The following is a 17,983-nucleotide window of genomic DNA, read 5'->3' on the forward strand; positions in this document are numbered from 1 at the left end:
CGCAGATCAGCGACCTCCCGCAGGCTGAGGCTCGGATCCACGGAGGAGCGAGGGTGTCGGAGGGAGGACATAGCCTCGGAGGATGCCGAACTCCCCGACCGCACCCCGTGTGTCCGCGCCCGATCTGCCGCCCGTGCTGGAGCCGCGTGAACCCGCGCGCCGCGCCGATCTCCTCGCCGCCGCGCTGGAGCTCACGGGCACCGTCGACCTCGCGTACGCCACGCTCGAGCAGTGCGCGGTCCAGGCAGACGCCGACAGCATCGACCTCACCGGGGCCACGCTCCTCGACGTCGACCTGCCCGAACCGCGCATCGCGTCGCTCCGGCTGCGGAACGCGAGCATCCGTCGACTCCGGATCACGGGCGGCCGCATCGGGACCCTTGACCTCGGTGACGCCCGCGTGGCCGAGCTCGAGCTGCGGGACGTGCGCATCGACTACCTGAACCTGGGCGCCGCCCGCGCCGAAGACCTCGACGTCGTGGGATGCGCCATCCGCACGATCGACATCCCGCAGGCCGAACTGACGCGCGTCCGGTTCCAGGCCTCGCGCAGCGACGAGGTCGACCCCCGGGGCCTGCGCGCGAAGGACGTGGACCTCCGCGGCCTCGACGCGCTCTCCTACCTCGACGTCCAGAGCCTGCGCGGCACCACGCTCTCGTCGGTGCAGGTGCAGCAGCTCGCCCCGGTGATGGCGACGGGCCTCGGGATCACCGTCACGGACTGACGGGGCCGCTGGCCGCGAGCAGCTCCCGGGTGAACGGATGCTGCGGCGCCGCGAACACCGCCGCCGTGGGCCCCTGCTCGACGATCCGGCCGTCCTGCATGACCAGGACGTCGTCCGCGACGGCGCCGACGACGTCGAGGTCGTGGGAGACGAAGACCATCGTGAGCCGCCGCTCCTCCTGCACCCGCGCGAGGAGCCGGAGCACCCGCTCGCGCACGGAGGGGTCGAGGGCCGAGACGGGCTCGTCCAGCACCAGCACGTCCGGGTCCGCCGCGAGCGCTCGCGCGAGGGCCGCCCGCTGCCGCTGCCCGCCCGACAGCGCCGCCGGCCGTCGCGCCGCCAGACTCGCATCGAGCCCGACCTCCGCGAGCAACGCCGCCACCCGCGTCCGACGGGCACCACGCGGCACCCCTCCCGCCTCCAGCGCCTCCTCCAGCGACCGCCCCACCGTCCACCGCGGGTCGAAGGCGCCGAGCGGGTTCTGGTGCACGAGCTGCACGCGCGGCGTTCCGGTCCAGCGCAGCACTCCGGTGTCCGGCCTCTCGACGCCCACCAGCATCCGGGCGAGGGTCGTCTTGCCCGATCCGGATTCGCCGACGATGCCCAGCGTCCGACCGGCAGACACCGTGAACGAGGCGTCGACGACGGCGGCCACCCCGCCGAACGCCTTGGACACCTCCTCGGCGACGACCACGACGTCCGAGGACGCCGCACGCTCCTCCCGCGGCTCATGCATCGTCGCCGCGATGAGCTGCCGCGTGTACGGGTGCTGGGGGGCGGCGAGCACCTCCGCGACCGGGCCGGACTCCACGATCCGGCCGTCCTTCATCACGAGCACGCGATCCGCCACCCGCCGCACCGCCGCGAAGTCGTGACTGATGAACACCACGGCGGTGCCGTCGTCGGCGATCTCCCGCAGCAGCACGAGGATCCGGGCCTGCACGGTCGCGTCCAGGGCCGTGGTGGGCTCATCCGCGACGAGCACCGCGGGGTTCCCGGCGAGCGCCGAGGCGATGAGCGCGCGCTGCCGCAATCCTCCGGAGAGCTCCTGCGGACGCTGCCGTGCACGGCGGTCGGGGTCGGGCATCCACACCCGTCCGAGAAGCTCCCGCACCCGCGCAGCGACGGCCGCGCGCCCGCGCACGAGGCGGTGCAGCCGCAGCGGCTCGGCGATCTCGTCCGCGATCCGTCGCAACGGGTCCAGTGACACGAGGGCGTCCTGCGAGACGAGGCCGATCCTGGTCCCCCGGAGCCGCCGCCAGCCGCGCTCGGTCAGGGTCGCGGCGTCCACCCCGTCGATGCGGAGCCGGTCGACGGCGACGTCTGCCGTCGACGGCGTGAGGCCGAGCAGAGCGCGGGCCGAGAGCGACTTCCCCGCCCCCGACTCCCCGACGATCGCCACGCACTCGCCGGCGTCCACCGTGAACGAGACGTCCTCCACGACGGGAGTCCCCGCGAAGGCGATGCGCAGCCCCTCGACCTCCAGCGCCGCACTCATGCGTCCCTCCCGTCCGCCCGCGCTCGGAGGATGCGTCCGACCACCGTCGCGCACACCACCGTCAGCGTGATCGCGAGTCCGGGGAAGACCGACACCCACCAGGCCTGTCCGAGCACATTGCGCCCGCCGGCGAGCATGAGGCCCCACTCCGGGGTCGGCTCGGACGGCCCGAGGCCCAGGAAGCTCAGTCCGGCGGCGGCGAGGATGCTCGACCCGATGCCGATGGTCGCCAGCACGCTCAGCGCACCCAGCACCCCGGGCACGACGTGGCGGCGGAACGCCCGCAGCGGCGGCACGCCGAGGATCTGGGCAGCCTCGACATGCTCGGCCACGCGCAGCGTCCTGGTCTGCACGCGGGCGAGGCGCACGTACACGGGTGCGGCGGCCAGCGTCACCGCGATGGCGATGTTCACCGGTCCCGGCCCCAGCACAGCCACCACGACGAGCGCCACCAGGAACTCCGGGAACGCCATGAGCACGTCGTTGATGCGCATGAGCGTCACGTCCACACCCCGAGGCGACATGCCGGCGAGCGCCCCCACGAGCAGGCCCGCGGTGAGGGCGATGGCGGTGGCGAGAAGCCCGATCCCCACCGAGCGCCCCGCGCCGAACACCACGCGGGAGTACACGTCGCGGCCGCTCTGATCGGTGCCGAAGAGGTGCTCGGCACTCGGCGGCAGCAGAGCGGCCCGGACCTCGGTCTGCAGCGGATCGTGCGTGGCGAGCAGCCCCGGCCACAGGGCGGCGACGGCGACCACCGCCAGCACGAGCACGGCGGAGCCCAGAAGAATGCGCTGCCCCCGACTCATCGGACGACTCCGGGTCGCGAGGAGGCGGCGACGCGGGGGTCGATGAGCGGATGCACGAGCTCCACCACCACGTTGATGACGACGAAGACGAGAGCGCTCAGCAGGATGATGCCGGTGAGGACGGGGAGATCCCGGTCGTTGATGGCGGCGAGGGTGACCCGCCCCAGGCCGGGCCGGGCGAACACGGTCTCGACGAGAACCGCACCCCCGAGCACCGAGCCGGTGAGATAGGCCGCGAGGGTGACCGCCGACGCGGCGCCGTGGCGCACCCCGTGCCGCAGCGTGAACCAGGTGGGTCCGGCACCCCGCGCACGGACCGTCTCCGCGAAGGGCATCCGTTCCGCCTCCATCAGCCCATCACGCAGCACCTGGCTGAGCAGTGCCGCCACCGGGAGGGCGAGCGTGATCGCCGGGAGGACGATGGTCGCCGGATTGCGGGTGCCCGAGACGGGGAACCAGCCGAGACCGAACGCGAAGACGCTGAGCAGCAGCAGCCCGATCCAGAACACCGGCGAGGAGAGCACCACGAGCTCGACGCCGGCGGCGACGGTGCGCCCGACACGGCCCCGCACGAAGACCGCGACCACGAGGGCGAGGACGATGGCGATCCCCAGCGCCAGGGCCGAGAGCTGCACCGTCGCACCCAGCTGCCGTCCGATGACCTCGGTCACCGGCAGCCGCAGCTGGTACGACTCGCCGAGGTCACCCCGGGCGAGCTGCCCCATGAAGCCGACGTACTGCTCCAGCGGCGGGCGGTCGAGCCCGAGATCGGCGCGGATGCCGTCCTTGACCGCCTCGCTCACCTGCGCCTGCGGCCCCAGCATCACCGAGACCGGGTCGCCGGGGATCACCCGGAAGGCCAGGAACGCGACCGTCGCGGCGCCCCACAGCACGATGACCACCGAGGCGACGAGCCCGAGGGCGCGGCCGAGCACCGCCGTCACGGTTCGATCACTCCGCCCGCTCCCTCGAAACGACGGCCGCCGGATGTCAGCGGAGGCTCACATCGTAGAAGAGCGGCCGCCCGTAGAGGTCGTAGTCCAGACCCTGCACGCGCTCGCCGACCGCTGTGATCGCCGAGGGGCTGTAGAGCGGGACGATGGCCGTGTACTCCGCGTTCCACTCCTGCAGCTGCGTGTAGAGCTCGTTGCGGGCGTCCTGGTCGCTCGACGCGACGGCCTCTTCCAGGAGCGCGTCGATCTCCGGGTCGCTCACCTGCGAGGCGTTCTGGAAGCCGTCGGTGTGCAGGTGCGCACGGAGGAAGTCGGCGTCCACGCCGGAGAAGCCCCAGTCGGTGAGGTCGAACGTCTTCGGCTCGTACTGGGCGTTGTAGGCACCGGGCTCCAGCTCCTCGCGCTGCACCTCGAAGCCGATGGCCTTGAGATCCGACTGGATCGCGTTGGCCAGCGCCGCGCGGTCGTCGGGGACCGGAGTCCAGGCGATCCATCGCACGGACAGGCGCTCGCCGTCCTTCATGCGGATGCCGTCCGCGTCGCGCTCCGTCCAGCCGGCCTCGTCGAGCAGGGCGTTCGCGGCGTCCTGATCGAACGGCCAGGAGTCCTCCAGCGACGCGTCATAGCCCGGGGTCGTGCTGCCGAGGACGCTCCACGCCCGCGGGAACTGCCCGAAGTAGATCTCCTCGACCGCCGCGTCGACGTCGATGCCGCGGGCGAACGCCTGCCGCACCTTCTCGTCGGCGAAGACGCCGTACTTCTCGTTCAGGTAGAGCGAGTAGGGCAGTCCGGGGTACTCCACCGAGTCGACCGTGACGCCGGCGTCGTCCAGACCGGCGACCTGGTTCGGCGGGATGTTACTGGCGAGGTCGGCTTCGCCGCTCTCGATCACTCCGGTACGCACCGACGCCTCCGGCTGGATCTGCACGCGCAGCGTCTCGAACGCCGGCGCCTTCGTCTCGTGCGGACCCCAGGCGTAGTCGTCGTTGCGCGTGTAGACGATCTCCTGGTCGGCGGTGTACTCGGTGAGCACGAAGGGTCCGGTGCCGACCGTGACGTCGGGGCCGCCCGCCTTGAGCTTGTCGGCCGACTCGGCGAGCACGGCCGGCGAGTAGAAGCCGAGCTGCGGGGTGCTGGCCGCCTGCAGGAACGGCGCATACGGCTGCGTGAACGAGACCTTCACCGTGTGGTCGTCGACGACCTCGGTGCCGGCGTAGAAGTCCGCACCGAGCATGCTCGCCGCCTGGGCCGAGGCGGTCTCCGGGTCGACGATCCGGTCGAAGTTCGCCTTCACGGCCTCCGCGTCGAACGGCTCGCCGTCGGTGAAGGTCACGTCGTCGCGCAGCGTGAAGGTGTACTCCGTGCTGTCCGGCGAGACGTCCCAGCTCTTCGCGAGCCACGGGCTGAACGTGCCGTCGTCCTCCTGGAACACCAGGGAGTCGAGCACCGCGCGCTGCACCATGCCGGAGACGTCGAGCTGGCTCACCTGCGGGTCCATGTGCCCCGCGGACAGGTTCGCGCCCTCGATCGACCACACGAGCTCACCGCCGTCGCTGTCCGTGGACGGGCCCGCGCACGCGGTCAGCACCAGGGCGGTGGCGGCGGCGAGCGCAGCGAGGGGAAGGAGGCGACGCACAGGGGTGGCGGGCATGGGGATTCCTCAGAACGGACGGGTCGGGATGTCTCCATCCTAGGGCGGTTTTTTGGACCCGGTCGATCTGTGTCCGACCCGGGATCAGGGCGACGGCAGGATGATCCGGTGTCGCTCTGCGGCCCCGGCCCCTTCCCCCTCGACACGCGTCTGTCCCGGCGCGACCACCGCCGCGCCCAGCCCCTGTACCCGAGGCTCCGGAAGCCCGACCAGCCGCATGTCGACGAGGAGGTCGCCGCGGTTCCCCACGATCCGCCAGCGCAGCTCGGCCTCGGTCGCCGCGGCCACCACACGGTCGGGGAACGGGTCCTGGTCCTCGCGGATTCCGCCGATCTCCTGGACCTGTGCCTCCAGCCGGGCATCGCGGACGTCGGCCGGGATGTCATCGAGCACATGGTCGGCGAGGAACGGGTACGTGGCGGCGGGCCGTCCCGAGCGGATCGCGGCGTCGAGAGCCTGCGCGGCGGCGACCGTCTCCGCCCACGGGTGCAGGACCGCGGAGGGGGCGTCCGTCCGTTCGAGCAGCTGCTGGAGCGCGGCGCCTGCGATCCGCCGGGCGCCGAACTCGTCGGAGTTCCCGAAGGCGACGACGCCGATGCCGCTGGCCGCGTGCCAGCGCATGTGCGCCGAGAATCCGGGAAGACCGCCGGAGTGCTGCACGATCCGCCCGAACCGCCGGTCGTCCTCGACGAAGAGGCCGTAGCCGTAGCCGGCCCCCGCGAGATCGCGCCCGTCGAACATCGCCGACGGCACCGGGATGGGGGTGCGGGCCTGCTGCAGCTCCCGTCGCGACGCCGGAGCCAGCACGGCGGGCGCCAGCGGGTCGTCGGTTAAGGCCGAGCCGAGGAACCACATCCATCTCGCGATGTCGTCGACGGTGCTGAACATGCTGCCGATGCAGCCGAGTGCGCCGGACCCCACGAACGGCTCGGGGCGGAACGTGGTGCCGTCGTCGAACGTCCGGAACCCGCCGGCCAGCGTCTCCGGCGCGTAGCCGTCCGACACGTGCGCCGTCCGGCGCAGCCCGAGGGGCTCGAGCAGAGTCTCCCGGATCACGTCCTCCACGGCCCGGTCCGTCACCGCTTCCACGACGCGGCCGAGCAGCGACTGGCCGAGGTTGGAGTACTGGTAGACGGTTCCCGGCGCGGCCGCGAGGTGCACCCCACCGGCGAACACGGCGGCGATCTCCGCACGGGAGGCGCCGAGATGCCGGTCCACCCAGGCGTTGTCCTCCCCCAGACCGGACCGGTTGGAGAGCAGCAGGTCGCCGGTGACCTCGACGTCCGCACCCCGATGCCGTAGCCGGACCTCCGGCAGATAGGTGCGGATCGGCGCGTGGAGGTCGAGCAGCCCGCGGTCTCGAAGGGAGAGCACGGTGGCGGCCAGGAAGCTCTTGGACATCGAGGCGATGCGGAAGACGGTGTCCCGCGTCGTCGGGGCCTCATCGGCGCGGGGATGGCCGTGGGTGAGCACTGCGCGGACCCTTCCCCGTTCGGCCACCGCGGCGATGGCGGCCGGAGCGGCACGACGCGCGCGCTCGTCCAGGCCGTGGCGGAGTGCCTCCGCGGCGGACTCGGCCATGACGAGGAAATCCGCATCCTGCCCGGTCATACGGGGACCCCGGCGCGCACCTCGTCGGCGAAGGCCTCGATGAGCGCGCGGCTGGCCGCGGTGTTGTGGTCGTGCACGCGCTCGGCGGCGGCGATGAGCGCGGGAAGCGAGCGTCCCTCTCCCCGCAGTGCCGCGTCGTCCCATCGGGCGAGGTCGGCCGCGGAGGCCTCGGGATGGAACTGCACGCCGCGCACCCGCGCCCCCAGCCGGAAGGCCTGGTTCTCGACGGCGGCGCTCGTCGCCAGCAGCACCGCCGCGGATGGCAGCCGCGTGATCATGTCCTGATGGTTCTCGATCATCGGAGCCTCATCGCCGAGGGCCGCGAACAGGGCGTCGGCACGTCCTGCGGCGGTGGGGCGGATGGGGGTCGCGCCGCGTTCGATGGGTCCGGTCTTCTCGGCGACCTCGCCGCCGGCCACGTGGGCGAGCAGCTGACCGCCCAGGCAGATGCCGAGGGTGGGGAGGTCACGGTCGATGGCCTCCGCGGCGAGCGCCCGCTCTGCCGCGAGCCACGGCGCGCGATCATCGTCGTCCGGCATGAGCCCGCCGCCCAGCATGACGAGTCCGGCGTAGCCGTCCAGGGAGGCGGGCAGCGGCTGCTCGGCTCCCACAACCTCGTCGACGTCGATCGCCTTCTCCCGCAGCCAGGTGCCGAGGCGGCGCGGGCCGGAACTCGCGGAGTTCACGATCACGAGGACGCGCGGGTTCACAGCGCCCCCTCCCGGATCGTCGTGTCGACCGCCGGCACGAGCGCGGCCGCGGCCGGTTCTCCTGCGCTGCCCGCGAGGAAAGCCTCGTGGTCGGGGTCCGACGCCTCCAGCACGCGGAGGACGTTCTCGTGCGCCGCCGCCCGGAGGTCGTCCTCCGACCAGCCGCGATGCCGCAGCTCGGCGAACAGCGCCGGGTACCCCGAGACGTCGCCGAGACCGTCCGGCATCACATCGGAGCCGTCGTAGTCGGCGCCGATCCCGACCGCATGCGCGCCGGCCACGCGACGCACGTGATCCAGGTGATCGGCGACGTCCGCGACGCCGACGCGGGGGGCCTCTCCCTCTCCCCCGGCTTCCCACCAGTCGCGGCGGGCCTGCGAGACGAACGTGGGGACGAACGGCACCATCACGACGCCGCCCTGCGCGCCGATCGCGGCGAGCACGTCGTCCGGCACGTTGCGAGGATGGTCGCACAGGGCGAAGGCGCCGGAGTGGCTGACCATCACCGGGCGGGTCGTGATCTCCAGGGCATGCCGCATGGTCGTCGGAGCGACGTGCGAGAGGTCGACGAGCACACCGATGCGGTTCATCTCGCGCACCACCTCGCGTCCGAAGTCCGTCAGACCGCCGTGGCGCGCCTCGTCGGTCGCGGAGTCCGCCCAGGCGATCGTCCGCGACCAGGTGAGGGTGAGATACCGCGCGCCGAGACGCGCGAATTGCCGCAGCACGGCCAGCGATCCGCCGAGCTGGTCGCCGCCCTCGATGCCGATGAGCGAGGCGATCCTCCCCTCCGCCATCGCCGCACGCGCGTCGGCCGCCGTCCGAGCGATCGCGAAGCGCTGCGGGTGGGCGTCGACGAGGCGGTGCACGAAGTCGATCTGCTCGAGCGTGGCCACCACCTGCTCCGCCCCTTCCAGCACGGGATCGACCCAGACCGACCAGAACTGGCCGGCGACCCCGCCCGCGGTCAGTCGCGGCAGATCCGTCTGCGTGGCCGCCACCGGGCCGGAGAGCTCCGCGACCCGGTAGCCGAGCAGCGTCCTGCTCGCCCAGGCGAGGTCGTTGTGGCCGTCGATCACCCGATCGATCGGCAGGTCCGCGTCGACCATCTCAGTCCTCTCGTCCATCCAGCACCGTGTTCATCCGCGCGGTGAGCACCGGGTCCATGGCGCGCGCGACGCCGTCCAGCTCCCGCACGGGCACCGCACCGCGGGTGCTGGAGCAGAGCCAGAGGGCGTCCGCCCGCTCCAGATCGTCCCGCATCATCGGACCGACGCGGGAGGGCACCTCGGCGAGTCCCGCGAAGACGTCGGCCTGGGTCGTCCCGGGGAGCACCCCGTACTCGGGCGGTGGCGTGACCAGCGCCCCGTCGAGCCGCGCGATCAGCGTCGACCGCGGCCCTTCGAGGACGAACCCGTCGGCGCTGACGAAGACGACATCGTCCGCACCCCGGCTCCGTGCCTCCCGCAGGGCCGCCTGGTTCACGGCGTAGGCGAGGGACTTCGCTCCCTGCAGCAGCCAGGGCGCCGTCTCCATGACGTCGTGCCGGTACCCGCGGTCGAGCACCGCCGCGGAGACGCCCCGCGCGCGGACGGCCTCCGGGTCCTCTCCCGCGAAGCCGAGCACCCACCCCGTCGGTCCGGCCGGGTCGATCTCGTCCCCGCGGGTCATCGCGAACTTGATCGAGGCGATCTCCCCGTCGCGGAGCACTCCGGGGCGGGAGACCTCGGCGGCCGCGCGGCGCACCGCCCGCGCCCACCGCTCGCGGCCTGGCGCGGGCAACCCCAGGAGCTGCGCCGAACGCTCCATCCGCACGAGATGCGCCTCCAGGGCCTGCGGCCTTCCTCCGCGCACCACGGCGGTCTCGAAGACGCCGTCGCCGCGGGTGACGCCGAGGTCCGTCGCCCGGATGATCGGCTCCCGCGGATCGACGGCATGGATCCCGTCCTCCGCCGCCTCGGCGGCGAGATCGAGCCGGTACAGCAGCAGTGCGCGCATGGGATTCCGCTCTCGCAGGGTTCGGGGGCCGGTCAGCCCGCGGTCAGGACGGCCTCAGGGGCCTCGGCCGCGGAGGAATCGAAGACGCGGGACGCGTCACGGGCGATGCGCTCGGCGAGCACCTCGTGTCCGATCCCCGGTCCGGTGGGGACCGTGACGCGACCGGCGACGGCGGTCACCGGAGGCGCGATGATGTCCGACTCGTAGTACTTGTCCGATCCCGACACATCCGACGGCAGCAGGAAACCGGGGAGCGAGGACAGCGCGACGTTCGCAGCCCGCCCGACGCCGAACTCGTGCATCCCGCCGCACCACACGGGGATGCCCGCGTCCCGCGCCACGTCGTGCGCCGCGCGGGCGACGGTGAGCCCGCCCATCCGCGACACCTTGATGTTGAGGACCCGCCCCGCCCCCAGCCGGATCATGGTCCGCAGGTCGCCGAGGTCGACGACCGACTCGTCCAGGCACACGTCCGTGTCGAGCCGCGCCTGCAGATCAGCGTGGGCTACGAGATCCCGCGGCGCGAAGGGCTGCTCGATCATGGTGAGCGCCTCGCGATCCAGGCGTGCGAACACCGCGGCCGCCCGCTCGTCATCGGCATACGCGCCGTTCGCATCCACGTGAAGGTCGAGGTCGGGGTAGGCGCCGCGCACCGCACGCACCGGCTCCACATCCCAGCCCGGAGCGATCTTGAGCTTGACGCGGGGGTAGCCGGCGGCGCGCTGCAGCTCCACCTGGGCCAGCAGCTCGTCGATCGACGGCTCGATGCCCAGCGACACCCCCGCGACGACCTCGTCGCGCGTCCCGCCGAGGGCCGCGGCGAGCGCGATCCCCCGCCTCCGGGAGGCCAGGTCCCACACCGCGCCGGAGAACCCGGCCTTCGCGAACTCGTGCCCGCGGACTCGCGCCCATGACGCCTCCAGCTCCGCCGGGTCCTCCCCCTCGGCACGGAGCAGCGCGGGCACCAGGTAGCGGGTCGCGATCTCCCACGCGGTGACCGTGGTCTCCGCTCCGTAGAACGGATCGGACGGCGACGCGATCTCCCCCCACCCCGTCTGGCCGTCGGCATCGGTGACCTCGACGAGCACGTGCTCGATGCCGGACTTGCGGTGCGAGCTCGTCTCGAAGCTGTGACGCAGCGGCTGACGCAGGGCGAAGAGCCGGACGCGGACGACCCTCACGCGTCCTCCTCCGGGCGGGGCCGTGCGGTTTCGGGGCCGTAGAGACCCAGGCGCGCCACCAGCCGGTCGCGTTCGGCGAGCCGCCGTCGCGCTCCCTTCGCGCTCGCCGTGGTGAGCGCGCTCAGCAGGTGGCACACCGCCGCGACCGGGGTCGGGGAGTCGGCGTACGACGCCGATCCCGTGCGCACCCGGATGAGCGAGGTCGCGATGGATGCGAGCGGGGCGTCCTCGCTGTCGGTGATCACGACGAGCTGACCGCCCGCCTCGTGGAAGAGCCGCCCGAGCCGCACGGTCTCCTCCCGGTAGCGCCGCAGGGAGAACGCGATGAGCACGTCGCTGGCCCGGACGTCGGTGAGCACGGTGAGCGGCTGCAGCGCGTGCCCGTCGACGAGGAAGACGTTCGACAGCGTCGCCGAGAGATCCGCGTTGAGGAGCTGTGCGTACGCCGCCGCCTTGCCCTCGCCGGCGACGTACCGTCGCCGGGCGCCGAGCAGCAGCGCCGCGGCCTGCGGCACCTGGGCCGAGCGGCTGAGCTCCTCGAAAGTCTGGGCGAGCGTGCGCTGCTCGGTCTCGATGATTCGCGCCTGGATGCTCTCGGCGGAGAGGTTGGTGCGGATGCGCTCGCCGTAGCGGTCTCGCGGAGAGACGAGGTCGCGATCCTCCTGGTCGTGATCGTGGTCGTTCATGCCGTGCCCTCTCGAGGTGTCGCGCGGTAGACCGCCGTCTCGTCGTCGAGACGCGTGGCCCCGACGAGGACGTCCCCGCGGCGGAATGCCGCGGTCATCGTCCGCTCCAGATCCCGCCGCAGCACCGCGCGCTCCTCGGCGTCGAGGGCGCCCGGTCGCGTCGGGATCGCGATCCAGGTGCCGCCGTCCGCCGCCACGGCCCGCCCCCAGTCGTCCGGCCCGAGCACGGGAGGGACGGGAAGGGACCGGCGGGTCGGACGATCGGCAGCGTCCAGGTCCCACGAGACCACCAGGCGGTCGGTGTCGGGGCGGGCGTAGTAGTCGCGCTCGTACGCGATGCCGACGGCCCCGAGAGAGCTCAGGTTGAAGTGCGCGTTGCGTGACAGCAGCGGATCGAACGTCCACCGCATCGTCCGCTGCCCCCAGCGCAGGGCCACGGCACGCTGCGCGAGCTTGAGCGCCTGGCCGACGCCGCGTCCCTGGTGCGCGGCATCGACGGCGGCCGCCTGCGAGTAGTGGAAGGACGCGCCGGTGGTGTCACAGCCGGCGAACCCGTACGCGAACCCGATCAGCTCCCCGTCGTCGGCGAAGGCGCCGACCGCGGAACCGCCGTTGCGGGCGAGGGCGGTGAGCAGGTTGGCGTTGAGGGCGTACTCGTTCTCCGTGTATGCGAAGACGCGGGCGTACAGCGCGGCGGCCTCACGGAACTCGGTGTACCGGGTGAGTTCGCGGCAGCCGTGGGCGACACCGGCGGCCATCGAAGAATGAGGCACGATACGTTTCCTAAGATCGAGGAGTCCTGCTGCTGAGAGCGATGCTATCGGCGGGTTGCGGGGCGATCAAGGGGCAAGATACGGTTCGTAACCGTGACGACTCTCTCGGCAGTGCGCGACGGGGACCATCCTTCCGACGACATCATCGCACTCGTGCGCGAACTCGTGCTGATCGAGACGCCGAGCCGCGACACGGAGGCGAGCGCCCGCATCGCCGACCTGCTGTCCGCCTGGTTCGCCGGCGTCGGCGGCAGCGTCCAGCGGATCCCGCACGAGCTCGGGACCGATCTCGTCATCGACGTCCCCGGTACCGGAGACCCGGTTCTCCTCGTCGGCCACACCGACACCGTCTGGCCGGCGGGCACACTGTCGGACGACCTGCCGTGGGCCGAGGACGGCGATGTCGTGCGCGGCCCCGGTGCCTACGACATGAAGGCCGGCATCGTGGTGATGCTCGAGGCCCTGCGGCACCTGCAGTCCGTGCCGCTCGCACAGCGGCGCGCCGTGCGGATCGTGCTCGTCGCGGACGAGGAGATCGGCTCCCCCGTCTCGGGCCCCCAGCTCGCGGAACGGGCCAGGGGCGCGGCCTGCGCCATCGGATTCGAGTCCCCGCATCCCGACGGCGCCCTCAAGGTCGGCCGCCGCGGCAGCGCCCGGGTGCGCATCGCCGTCACCGGCCGCGCGGCCCACGCCGCCCTCGACCCCGAGCATGGCGTCTCCGCGATCGACGAGCTCGTCGACCAGCTCCTCCTGGTCCGCACGATCGTGGCCGACCCGGAGCTTCCGAGTCCGGTGCTGTGCAACGTCGGCGTCATCGACGGCGGCGCGAGGACCAACGTGGTGCCGGCGCACGCGGCCGCCGAGATCGGCCTCCGCTTCCAAGACCCGGACAGCGAGCAGCGCGTCCTCAGCGCCCTCCAGGAGCTGGCACCGGTGCGCCCCGGCGCCCGCCTCGAGGTCGCCGTGCTGAGCGCCCGGCCCGCCTGGCAGGCCTCGGCGGAGGACACCGACCTCCTCGCCCGGATCGCCGCGGCTGGTGCCGCGCTCGGCCAGCAGGTCGACGGCCGCCCCGCGGCCGGCGCGGGCGACACGAACCTCCTCGGTGGACAGGGTCTGCCGACCGTCGACGGCTTCGGCCCCCGGGGCGGCGGTGCGCATGCGCTGGACGAGCGCTTCCTGCGCTCCTCCCTGCACGAGCGCATCGCGCTCCTGCGTGCCGTGCTCACCGTCCCGGCGGAGTGACGATACGATTCCGGTTCCCGCGCCCGACCCGAACCGGCCCGAGATACGTTCCGGATGTCCGCGTCGAGGAGTCATCCTTCGCTCCCGTCTTTCCGATGCGCGCATCCTGGCATCCGCGTGTTTCCGCCGTGTTACACCCGCTCGACGGCCGGCGATCTTTCCGATCCGAGCGATTTTTCTTCCGCGATACGCATCGAATGTCTTGACCACGGGGCCGTCTTCCGCTTGCATGGTCAGCACCGACCCGGCTTCACTGTGGATCCGGGCGGCGCCCGAAGGGACCTTCCATGCGTCTTGCCCCCCGCTCCAGAACCGTGCGAAGTCTGACCGCCGCCGCGATCGCCTCCGCGCTCCTCCTCGCCACTCCGGTCGGTGCCGCTCAGGCGCAGTCCGTCAGCGCCGCCACCGAATCCCCGGCCTCCGACACGACGCTCCGGATCGCCACCTCCGGATTCGTGGACACGTTCAACCCGTTCATCTCGATCTACCTGACGCCGACGAACATCATCCGGTACGTCTACGAGTCGCTCGTGCAGAACGACGCCGAGGACGGCTCCCCCACGAAGGGCCTCGCCGACAGCTGGGAGGCGACCGACGGCGGCCAGACGTGGACCTTCACCCTCCAGGACGATCTCGTCTGGTCGGACGGCGAGCCCATCACCTCCGCCGATGTGAAGTACACGTACGACCAGATGATGACGGTGCCCGCGCTCGGTACCGCCAACGGCAACCTCGTCTCCAACTTCGACACCGTCGAGACCCCGGACGACAAGACCGTCGTGATCACCCTGAAGACCCCGCAGGCCCCGAACCCCGGCTCGGAGATCCCGATCGTCCCGAAGCACATCTGGGAGGAGGTCGACGACCCGACGACCTTCACCAACGACGCGGACGTGGTCGGCTCCGGCCCGTTCGTCCTCGACAGCTACTCGGCCAACCAGTCCATCGTGCTGAAGGCGAACGAGAACTTCTGGCGCGGCGCCCCCAAGATCGACGCGATCCAGTACGTCTACTACACGAACTCGGACGCCCAGGTGCAGGCGCTCAAGGCGGGCGACGTCGACCTCGTCACCGGCCTCACCCCCACCCAGTTCTCGGCACTCGAGGGCGTCGACGGCATCACCACGCACTCCGGTGAGGGCCGCCGCTACCACTCGATCAGCATCAACGTCGGTCAGCAGACCCGCGACAACGTGCCCTACGGCACCGGCAACGCCGCGCTGAAGGAGCTCGAGGTGCGCCAGGCCATCCGTCTCGGCACCGACACGGCCACCCTCCTCGACAAGGTCCTGGACGGCGAGGGCACGCTCGCGACGAGCTTCATCCCGGCGTCCTTCCCGAAGTGGCACCTGTCCGACGACGACGACGTGATCGTGGGCTTCGACCCCGAGGCCGCGCAGGCGAAGCTCGACGAGGCGGGCTGGGTCCCCGGCGCCGACGGCATCCGCGAGAAGGACGGCCAGCGCCTGAGCCTGCGCCTGCTGACGGACGCGGACGACGCGAACGAGCAGTCCATCTCCGACTTCTTCGTCCCGTGGATGAAGGACATCGGCATCGAGATCACGGTCGAGTCCACCGACTCCGACACGATCAGCGCGAAGGCCACCTCCGGCGACTACGACCTGTACTTCAGCGGCTGGTCGGTCAACCCCGACCCGGACTACCAGCTGGGCATCAACACCTGCATGAACCTGCCGACCGCGACCGACGGCACCGGCGGCACCACGCAGGACGGGTACTGCAACCCGGAGTTCGACGAGATGTACGCCGCGCAGCGCTCCGAGATCGACGCCGAGAAGCGTCAGGAGATCGTGCACGACATGCTCGCGCTGAACTACACCGACACCGCGCAGGTCGCCACCTGGTACGCCAACTCGCTGGAGGCCTACCGCTCCGACCGCTTCACGGGCTTCACGCTGCAGCCGAAGGACGGCGGCATCATCGCCAACCAGGCCGGCTACTGGGGCTACCTCACCGTCGAGCCCGTCGAGGGCGCGACCGCCGGCGGCACCGGCACGAACACCGGACTCCTCATCGGAGGCATCGTCGTGGGGGTGGTCATCATCGGAGGGCTCATCTTCTTCCTGATCCGTCGCCGCAACATCGCCGACGTCGAATGAGTCCGGCGAGACGCCGCGGGTGGCGGGCCTCCGCCCCCGCGGCGTCTCCCGGTCCGCTGTAAGGAGACCCCCATGTCCAACGCGGTACCCCCGTCCACCTCCGCCATCGCGACGAGCGCCGCGGCCGAGGAGCAGCCGAAGGGCGTCGGCGCCCTCCGCTACTTCCTGGTCAAGCTCGGCGGCGCGGCCATCAGCCTGGCGATGGTGATCCTCCTCGGATTCTTCGCCTTCAAGATCCTGCCGGGCGATCCGGTGGCCTCGATCGCCCGCGAGCGCGGGATGAGCGCCGAGCAGGCCGACCAGCTGCGCGAGCAGCTCGGTCTGAACAAGCCCCTGTGGCAGCAGTTCGTCGACTACCTCGGCAACGTCTTCACCCTGAACTTCGGCACGAGCTACGTCTACCGCACGTCGGTGTCCGACCTCATCGGCCAGTACTTCTGGAACACGATCCTCCTCACCGGCACGGCGGCGATCATCGCGATCGCCCTCGGCCTCTGGCTCGGACAGAAGGCGGCCTGGAAGCATGGCTCCACCTTCGACCGCATCGTCTCCGGCACGTCGCTCGTGTTCTGGTCCGTGCCGACCTTCTGGCTGGCCCTGCTGCTCCTGATGGTCTTCGGAGGCACGCTGCACTGGTTCCCGACCGGAGGCATGGTCTCCCCCAACCCGCCCACCGATCCGGTCGGCGCGGTCCTGGACGTGATCTCGCACATGGTGCTCCCGGTGATCACGATGGTCGCGGTCGTGTACGCGCAGTACCTCATGGTGATGCGCAGCTCGCTCCTCGAGGAGATGGGCGCCGACTACCTCACCACCGCGCGGGCCAAGGGCCTCCGGGAGGACCTCGTCCGCCGTCGGCACGCCGTCCCCAACGCCCTGCTGCCGACCGTCACCCTCGTCTTCATGCACATCGGCGGTCTCATCGCCGGGGCCGTCACGGTGGAGACGGTGTTCTCCTGGCCCGGGCTCGGGAAGCTCACCTTCGAGGCCATCTCCGGCCCCGACCTCCCGCTCCTGCAGGGCACGTTCGTGGTGTTCTCCACGATCATCATCGCGATGAATCTCATCGCGGACCTCATCTACCGGCAGCTCGACCCGAGGGTGAGGCGCGCATGACCACGGCATCCCCGACCATCCGTTCCCCCCGCGCCCTGGCGTGGCACCGCCGCGGCACGGCCTTCGTCGACTTCTGCCGGCAGTTCGCCCAGCACCGAGCGGGCATGGTGGGCCTCGTCTTCCTCGTGATCGTGGCGCTCATCGCGATCTTCGCCCCCGTGATCGCCCCCGCTACCATGCTCGACGTCACGAAGGTCGTCGACGTGCAGCGCTTCGCCCCGCCGTCCTGGGAGCATCCCCTCGGTACCGACCATCAGGGTCGCGAGATCTGGGTCCGCATGGTGTGGGGCGCCCGGGTGTCCCTGCTCGTCGGCCTCGCCGCCACGGCGATGTCGATGATCATCGGCACCCTCGTCGGTCTCTCGGCCGGCCACTTCACCGGCTTCTTCGGCGGGCTGATGATGCGCATCATCGACTTCTTCCTCGTGCTGCCGTCGCTGATCCTCGCGATCGTGCTGTCGTCGGTGCTGAGCCGCGGCGTCTGGACGATCATCATCGCGATCGGCCTGACCTCCTGGGCCGGCACCGCCCGCGTCGTCCGCGCGCAGACCCTGTCCGTCGAATCGCGCGACTACATCGAGCGCTCCCGGGCCCTCGGCGCCGGGCACTGGCACATCATCATGAAGCACCTCCTCCCCGGGGTGCTCCCGCTCGTGCTCGCCAACACGACCCTCACGGTCGGCTCGGCGATCATCTCCGAATCCACCCTGGCGTTCCTCGGCCTCGGCGACACCACGCTGCAGTCGTGGGGCTCGATCCTGAAGAACGCGATGGACGTCTCCGCGGCGACCAGCGGTTACTGGTGGTACGTGCTCGTGCCCGGCATCGCCATCGTCCTCGTCGTGCTGTCGTTCACCCTGATGGGCCGCGCCGTCGAGAACATCACCAACCCGACGCTGAGGAGCCGCTGA

Annotated in this window: 16 protein-coding genes; 5 read left to right on the forward strand and 11 right to left on the reverse strand. The window is 71.6% G+C overall.

Annotation, left to right across the window (positions count from 1 at the left end):
• Positions 1-82: 82 nt before the first annotated feature.
• Positions 83-724 carry a pentapeptide repeat-containing protein gene (locus B7W94_RS16905; protein ID WP_085607777.1) on the forward strand — a complete coding sequence of 214 codons (642 nt, stop codon included), beginning with the start codon at positions 83-85 and terminating at the stop codon, positions 722-724.
• Here the strand turns inward: B7W94_RS16905 and B7W94_RS16910 are convergent.
• From B7W94_RS16910 to B7W94_RS18185, 11 genes are all read right to left on the reverse strand, one after another.
• Positions 714-2,222: an ATP-binding cassette domain-containing protein gene (locus tag B7W94_RS16910; protein WP_085607779.1), complete on the reverse strand. Its 1,509-nt coding sequence runs from the start codon at positions 2,220-2,222 to the stop codon at positions 714-716. The genes B7W94_RS16905 and B7W94_RS16910 overlap by 11 nt on opposite strands.
• On the reverse strand, positions 2,219-3,031 hold the full coding sequence (locus B7W94_RS16915) for an ABC transporter permease (RefSeq protein WP_085607780.1): 813 nt from the start codon (positions 3,029-3,031) through the stop codon (positions 2,219-2,221). Before B7W94_RS16915 ends, B7W94_RS16910 begins: the two co-directional genes overlap by 4 nt.
• A complete protein-coding gene (locus B7W94_RS16920) occupies positions 3,028-3,975 on the reverse strand; it encodes an ABC transporter permease (RefSeq protein WP_085607782.1) in 948 nt (315 codons plus the stop codon). The genes B7W94_RS16915 and B7W94_RS16920 overlap by 4 nt, the downstream gene beginning before the upstream one ends.
• Before the next feature lie 46 nt (positions 3,976-4,021).
• Entirely contained in the window at positions 4,022-5,635 is a 1,614-nt protein-coding gene (locus B7W94_RS16925; protein WP_085607784.1) for an ABC transporter substrate-binding protein, read from the reverse strand.
• Positions 5,636-5,719: 84 nt separating this feature from the next.
• The gene (locus B7W94_RS16930; RefSeq protein WP_085607786.1) at positions 5,720-7,246 is read right to left on the reverse strand and encodes a serine hydrolase domain-containing protein; all 1,527 of its coding nucleotides are present in this window, start codon (positions 7,244-7,246) and stop codon (positions 5,720-5,722) included.
• Complete coding sequence (locus tag B7W94_RS16935; protein ID WP_085607788.1) at positions 7,243-7,956, reverse strand: type 1 glutamine amidotransferase; 714 nt, start codon at positions 7,954-7,956, stop codon at positions 7,243-7,245. Before B7W94_RS16935 ends, B7W94_RS16930 begins: the two co-directional genes overlap by 4 nt.
• Positions 7,953-9,065 (reverse strand): dipeptidase, encoded by a 1,113-nt coding sequence (locus B7W94_RS16940; RefSeq protein ID WP_216353905.1) that lies wholly within the window; start codon positions 9,063-9,065, stop codon positions 7,953-7,955. The genes B7W94_RS16935 and B7W94_RS16940 overlap by 4 nt, the downstream gene beginning before the upstream one ends.
• A gap of 1 nt (position 9,066) precedes the next feature.
• Positions 9,067-9,954: an aminotransferase class IV gene (locus B7W94_RS16945; protein ID WP_085607792.1), complete on the reverse strand. Its 888-nt coding sequence runs from the start codon at positions 9,952-9,954 to the stop codon at positions 9,067-9,069.
• A 32-nt stretch (positions 9,955-9,986) separates the two neighbouring features.
• Positions 9,987-11,135, reverse strand: coding sequence for an o-succinylbenzoate synthase (gene menC / locus B7W94_RS16950; protein WP_085607794.1), 1,149 nt, complete (start codon positions 11,133-11,135; stop codon positions 9,987-9,989).
• Positions 11,132-11,821: a MurR/RpiR family transcriptional regulator gene (locus B7W94_RS16955; protein ID WP_085607796.1), complete on the reverse strand. Its 690-nt coding sequence runs from the start codon at positions 11,819-11,821 to the stop codon at positions 11,132-11,134. Before B7W94_RS16955 ends, menC begins: the two co-directional genes overlap by 4 nt.
• Positions 11,818-12,594: a GNAT family N-acetyltransferase gene (locus tag B7W94_RS18185; protein WP_172400144.1), complete on the reverse strand. Its 777-nt coding sequence runs from the start codon at positions 12,592-12,594 to the stop codon at positions 11,818-11,820. Before B7W94_RS18185 ends, B7W94_RS16955 begins: the two co-directional genes overlap by 4 nt.
• 93 nt (positions 12,595-12,687) lie before the next feature.
• Here B7W94_RS18185 and B7W94_RS16965 point away from each other — a divergent pair, with 93 nt between their 5' ends.
• From B7W94_RS16965 to B7W94_RS16980, 4 genes are all read left to right on the forward strand, one after another.
• Positions 12,688-13,836: a M20/M25/M40 family metallo-hydrolase gene (locus tag B7W94_RS16965; RefSeq protein ID WP_085607800.1), complete on the forward strand. Its 1,149-nt coding sequence runs from the start codon at positions 12,688-12,690 to the stop codon at positions 13,834-13,836.
• A gap of 314 nt (positions 13,837-14,150) precedes the next feature.
• Positions 14,151-15,956 carry an ABC transporter substrate-binding protein gene (locus B7W94_RS16970; RefSeq protein ID WP_253247463.1) on the forward strand — a complete coding sequence of 602 codons (1,806 nt, stop codon included), beginning with the start codon at positions 14,151-14,153 and terminating at the stop codon, positions 15,954-15,956.
• Positions 15,957-16,028: 72 nt separating this feature from the next.
• On the forward strand, positions 16,029-17,072 hold the full coding sequence (locus B7W94_RS16975; RefSeq protein ID WP_062634106.1) for an ABC transporter permease: 1,044 nt from the start codon (positions 16,029-16,031) through the stop codon (positions 17,070-17,072).
• Positions 17,069-17,983, forward strand: coding sequence for an ABC transporter permease (locus B7W94_RS16980; RefSeq protein ID WP_085607804.1), 915 nt, complete (start codon positions 17,069-17,071; stop codon positions 17,981-17,983). The genes B7W94_RS16975 and B7W94_RS16980 overlap by 4 nt, the downstream gene beginning before the upstream one ends.

It is taken from the genome of Microbacterium sp. LEMMJ01 (assembly GCF_002114135.1).
Taxonomy (GTDB): domain Bacteria; phylum Actinomycetota; class Actinomycetes; order Actinomycetales; family Microbacteriaceae; genus Microbacterium.

What these genes read in the sequence shown, in the direction of transcription:
- B7W94_RS16945 (WP_085607792.1), bottom strand. Translation starts at nt 9,954, where the DNA reads ATGCGCGCACTGCTGCTGTACCGGCTCGATCTCGCCGCCGAGGCGGCG.
- B7W94_RS16980 (WP_085607804.1), top strand. Translation starts at nt 17,069, where the DNA reads ATGACCACGGCATCCCCGACCATCCGTTCCCCCCGCGCCCTGGCGTGG.
- B7W94_RS16910 (WP_085607779.1), bottom strand. Translation starts at nt 2,222, where the DNA reads ATGAGTGCGGCGCTGGAGGTCGAGGGGCTGCGCATCGCCTTCGCGGGG.
- B7W94_RS16905 (WP_085607777.1), top strand. Translation starts at nt 83, where the DNA reads ATGCCGAACTCCCCGACCGCACCCCGTGTGTCCGCGCCCGATCTGCCG.
- B7W94_RS16955 (WP_085607796.1), bottom strand. Translation starts at nt 11,821, where the DNA reads ATGAACGACCACGATCACGACCAGGAGGATCGCGACCTCGTCTCTCCG.
- B7W94_RS16930 (WP_085607786.1), bottom strand. Translation starts at nt 7,246, where the DNA reads ATGACCGGGCAGGATGCGGATTTCCTCGTCATGGCCGAGTCCGCCGCG.
- B7W94_RS16915 (WP_085607780.1), bottom strand. Translation starts at nt 3,031, where the DNA reads ATGAGTCGGGGGCAGCGCATTCTTCTGGGCTCCGCCGTGCTCGTGCTG.
- B7W94_RS16975 (WP_062634106.1), top strand. Translation starts at nt 16,029, where the DNA reads ATGTCCAACGCGGTACCCCCGTCCACCTCCGCCATCGCGACGAGCGCC.
- B7W94_RS16925 (WP_085607784.1), bottom strand. Translation starts at nt 5,635, where the DNA reads ATGCCCGCCACCCCTGTGCGTCGCCTCCTTCCCCTCGCTGCGCTCGCC.
- B7W94_RS16940 (WP_216353905.1), bottom strand. Translation starts at nt 9,065, where the DNA reads ATGGTCGACGCGGACCTGCCGATCGATCGGGTGATCGACGGCCACAAC.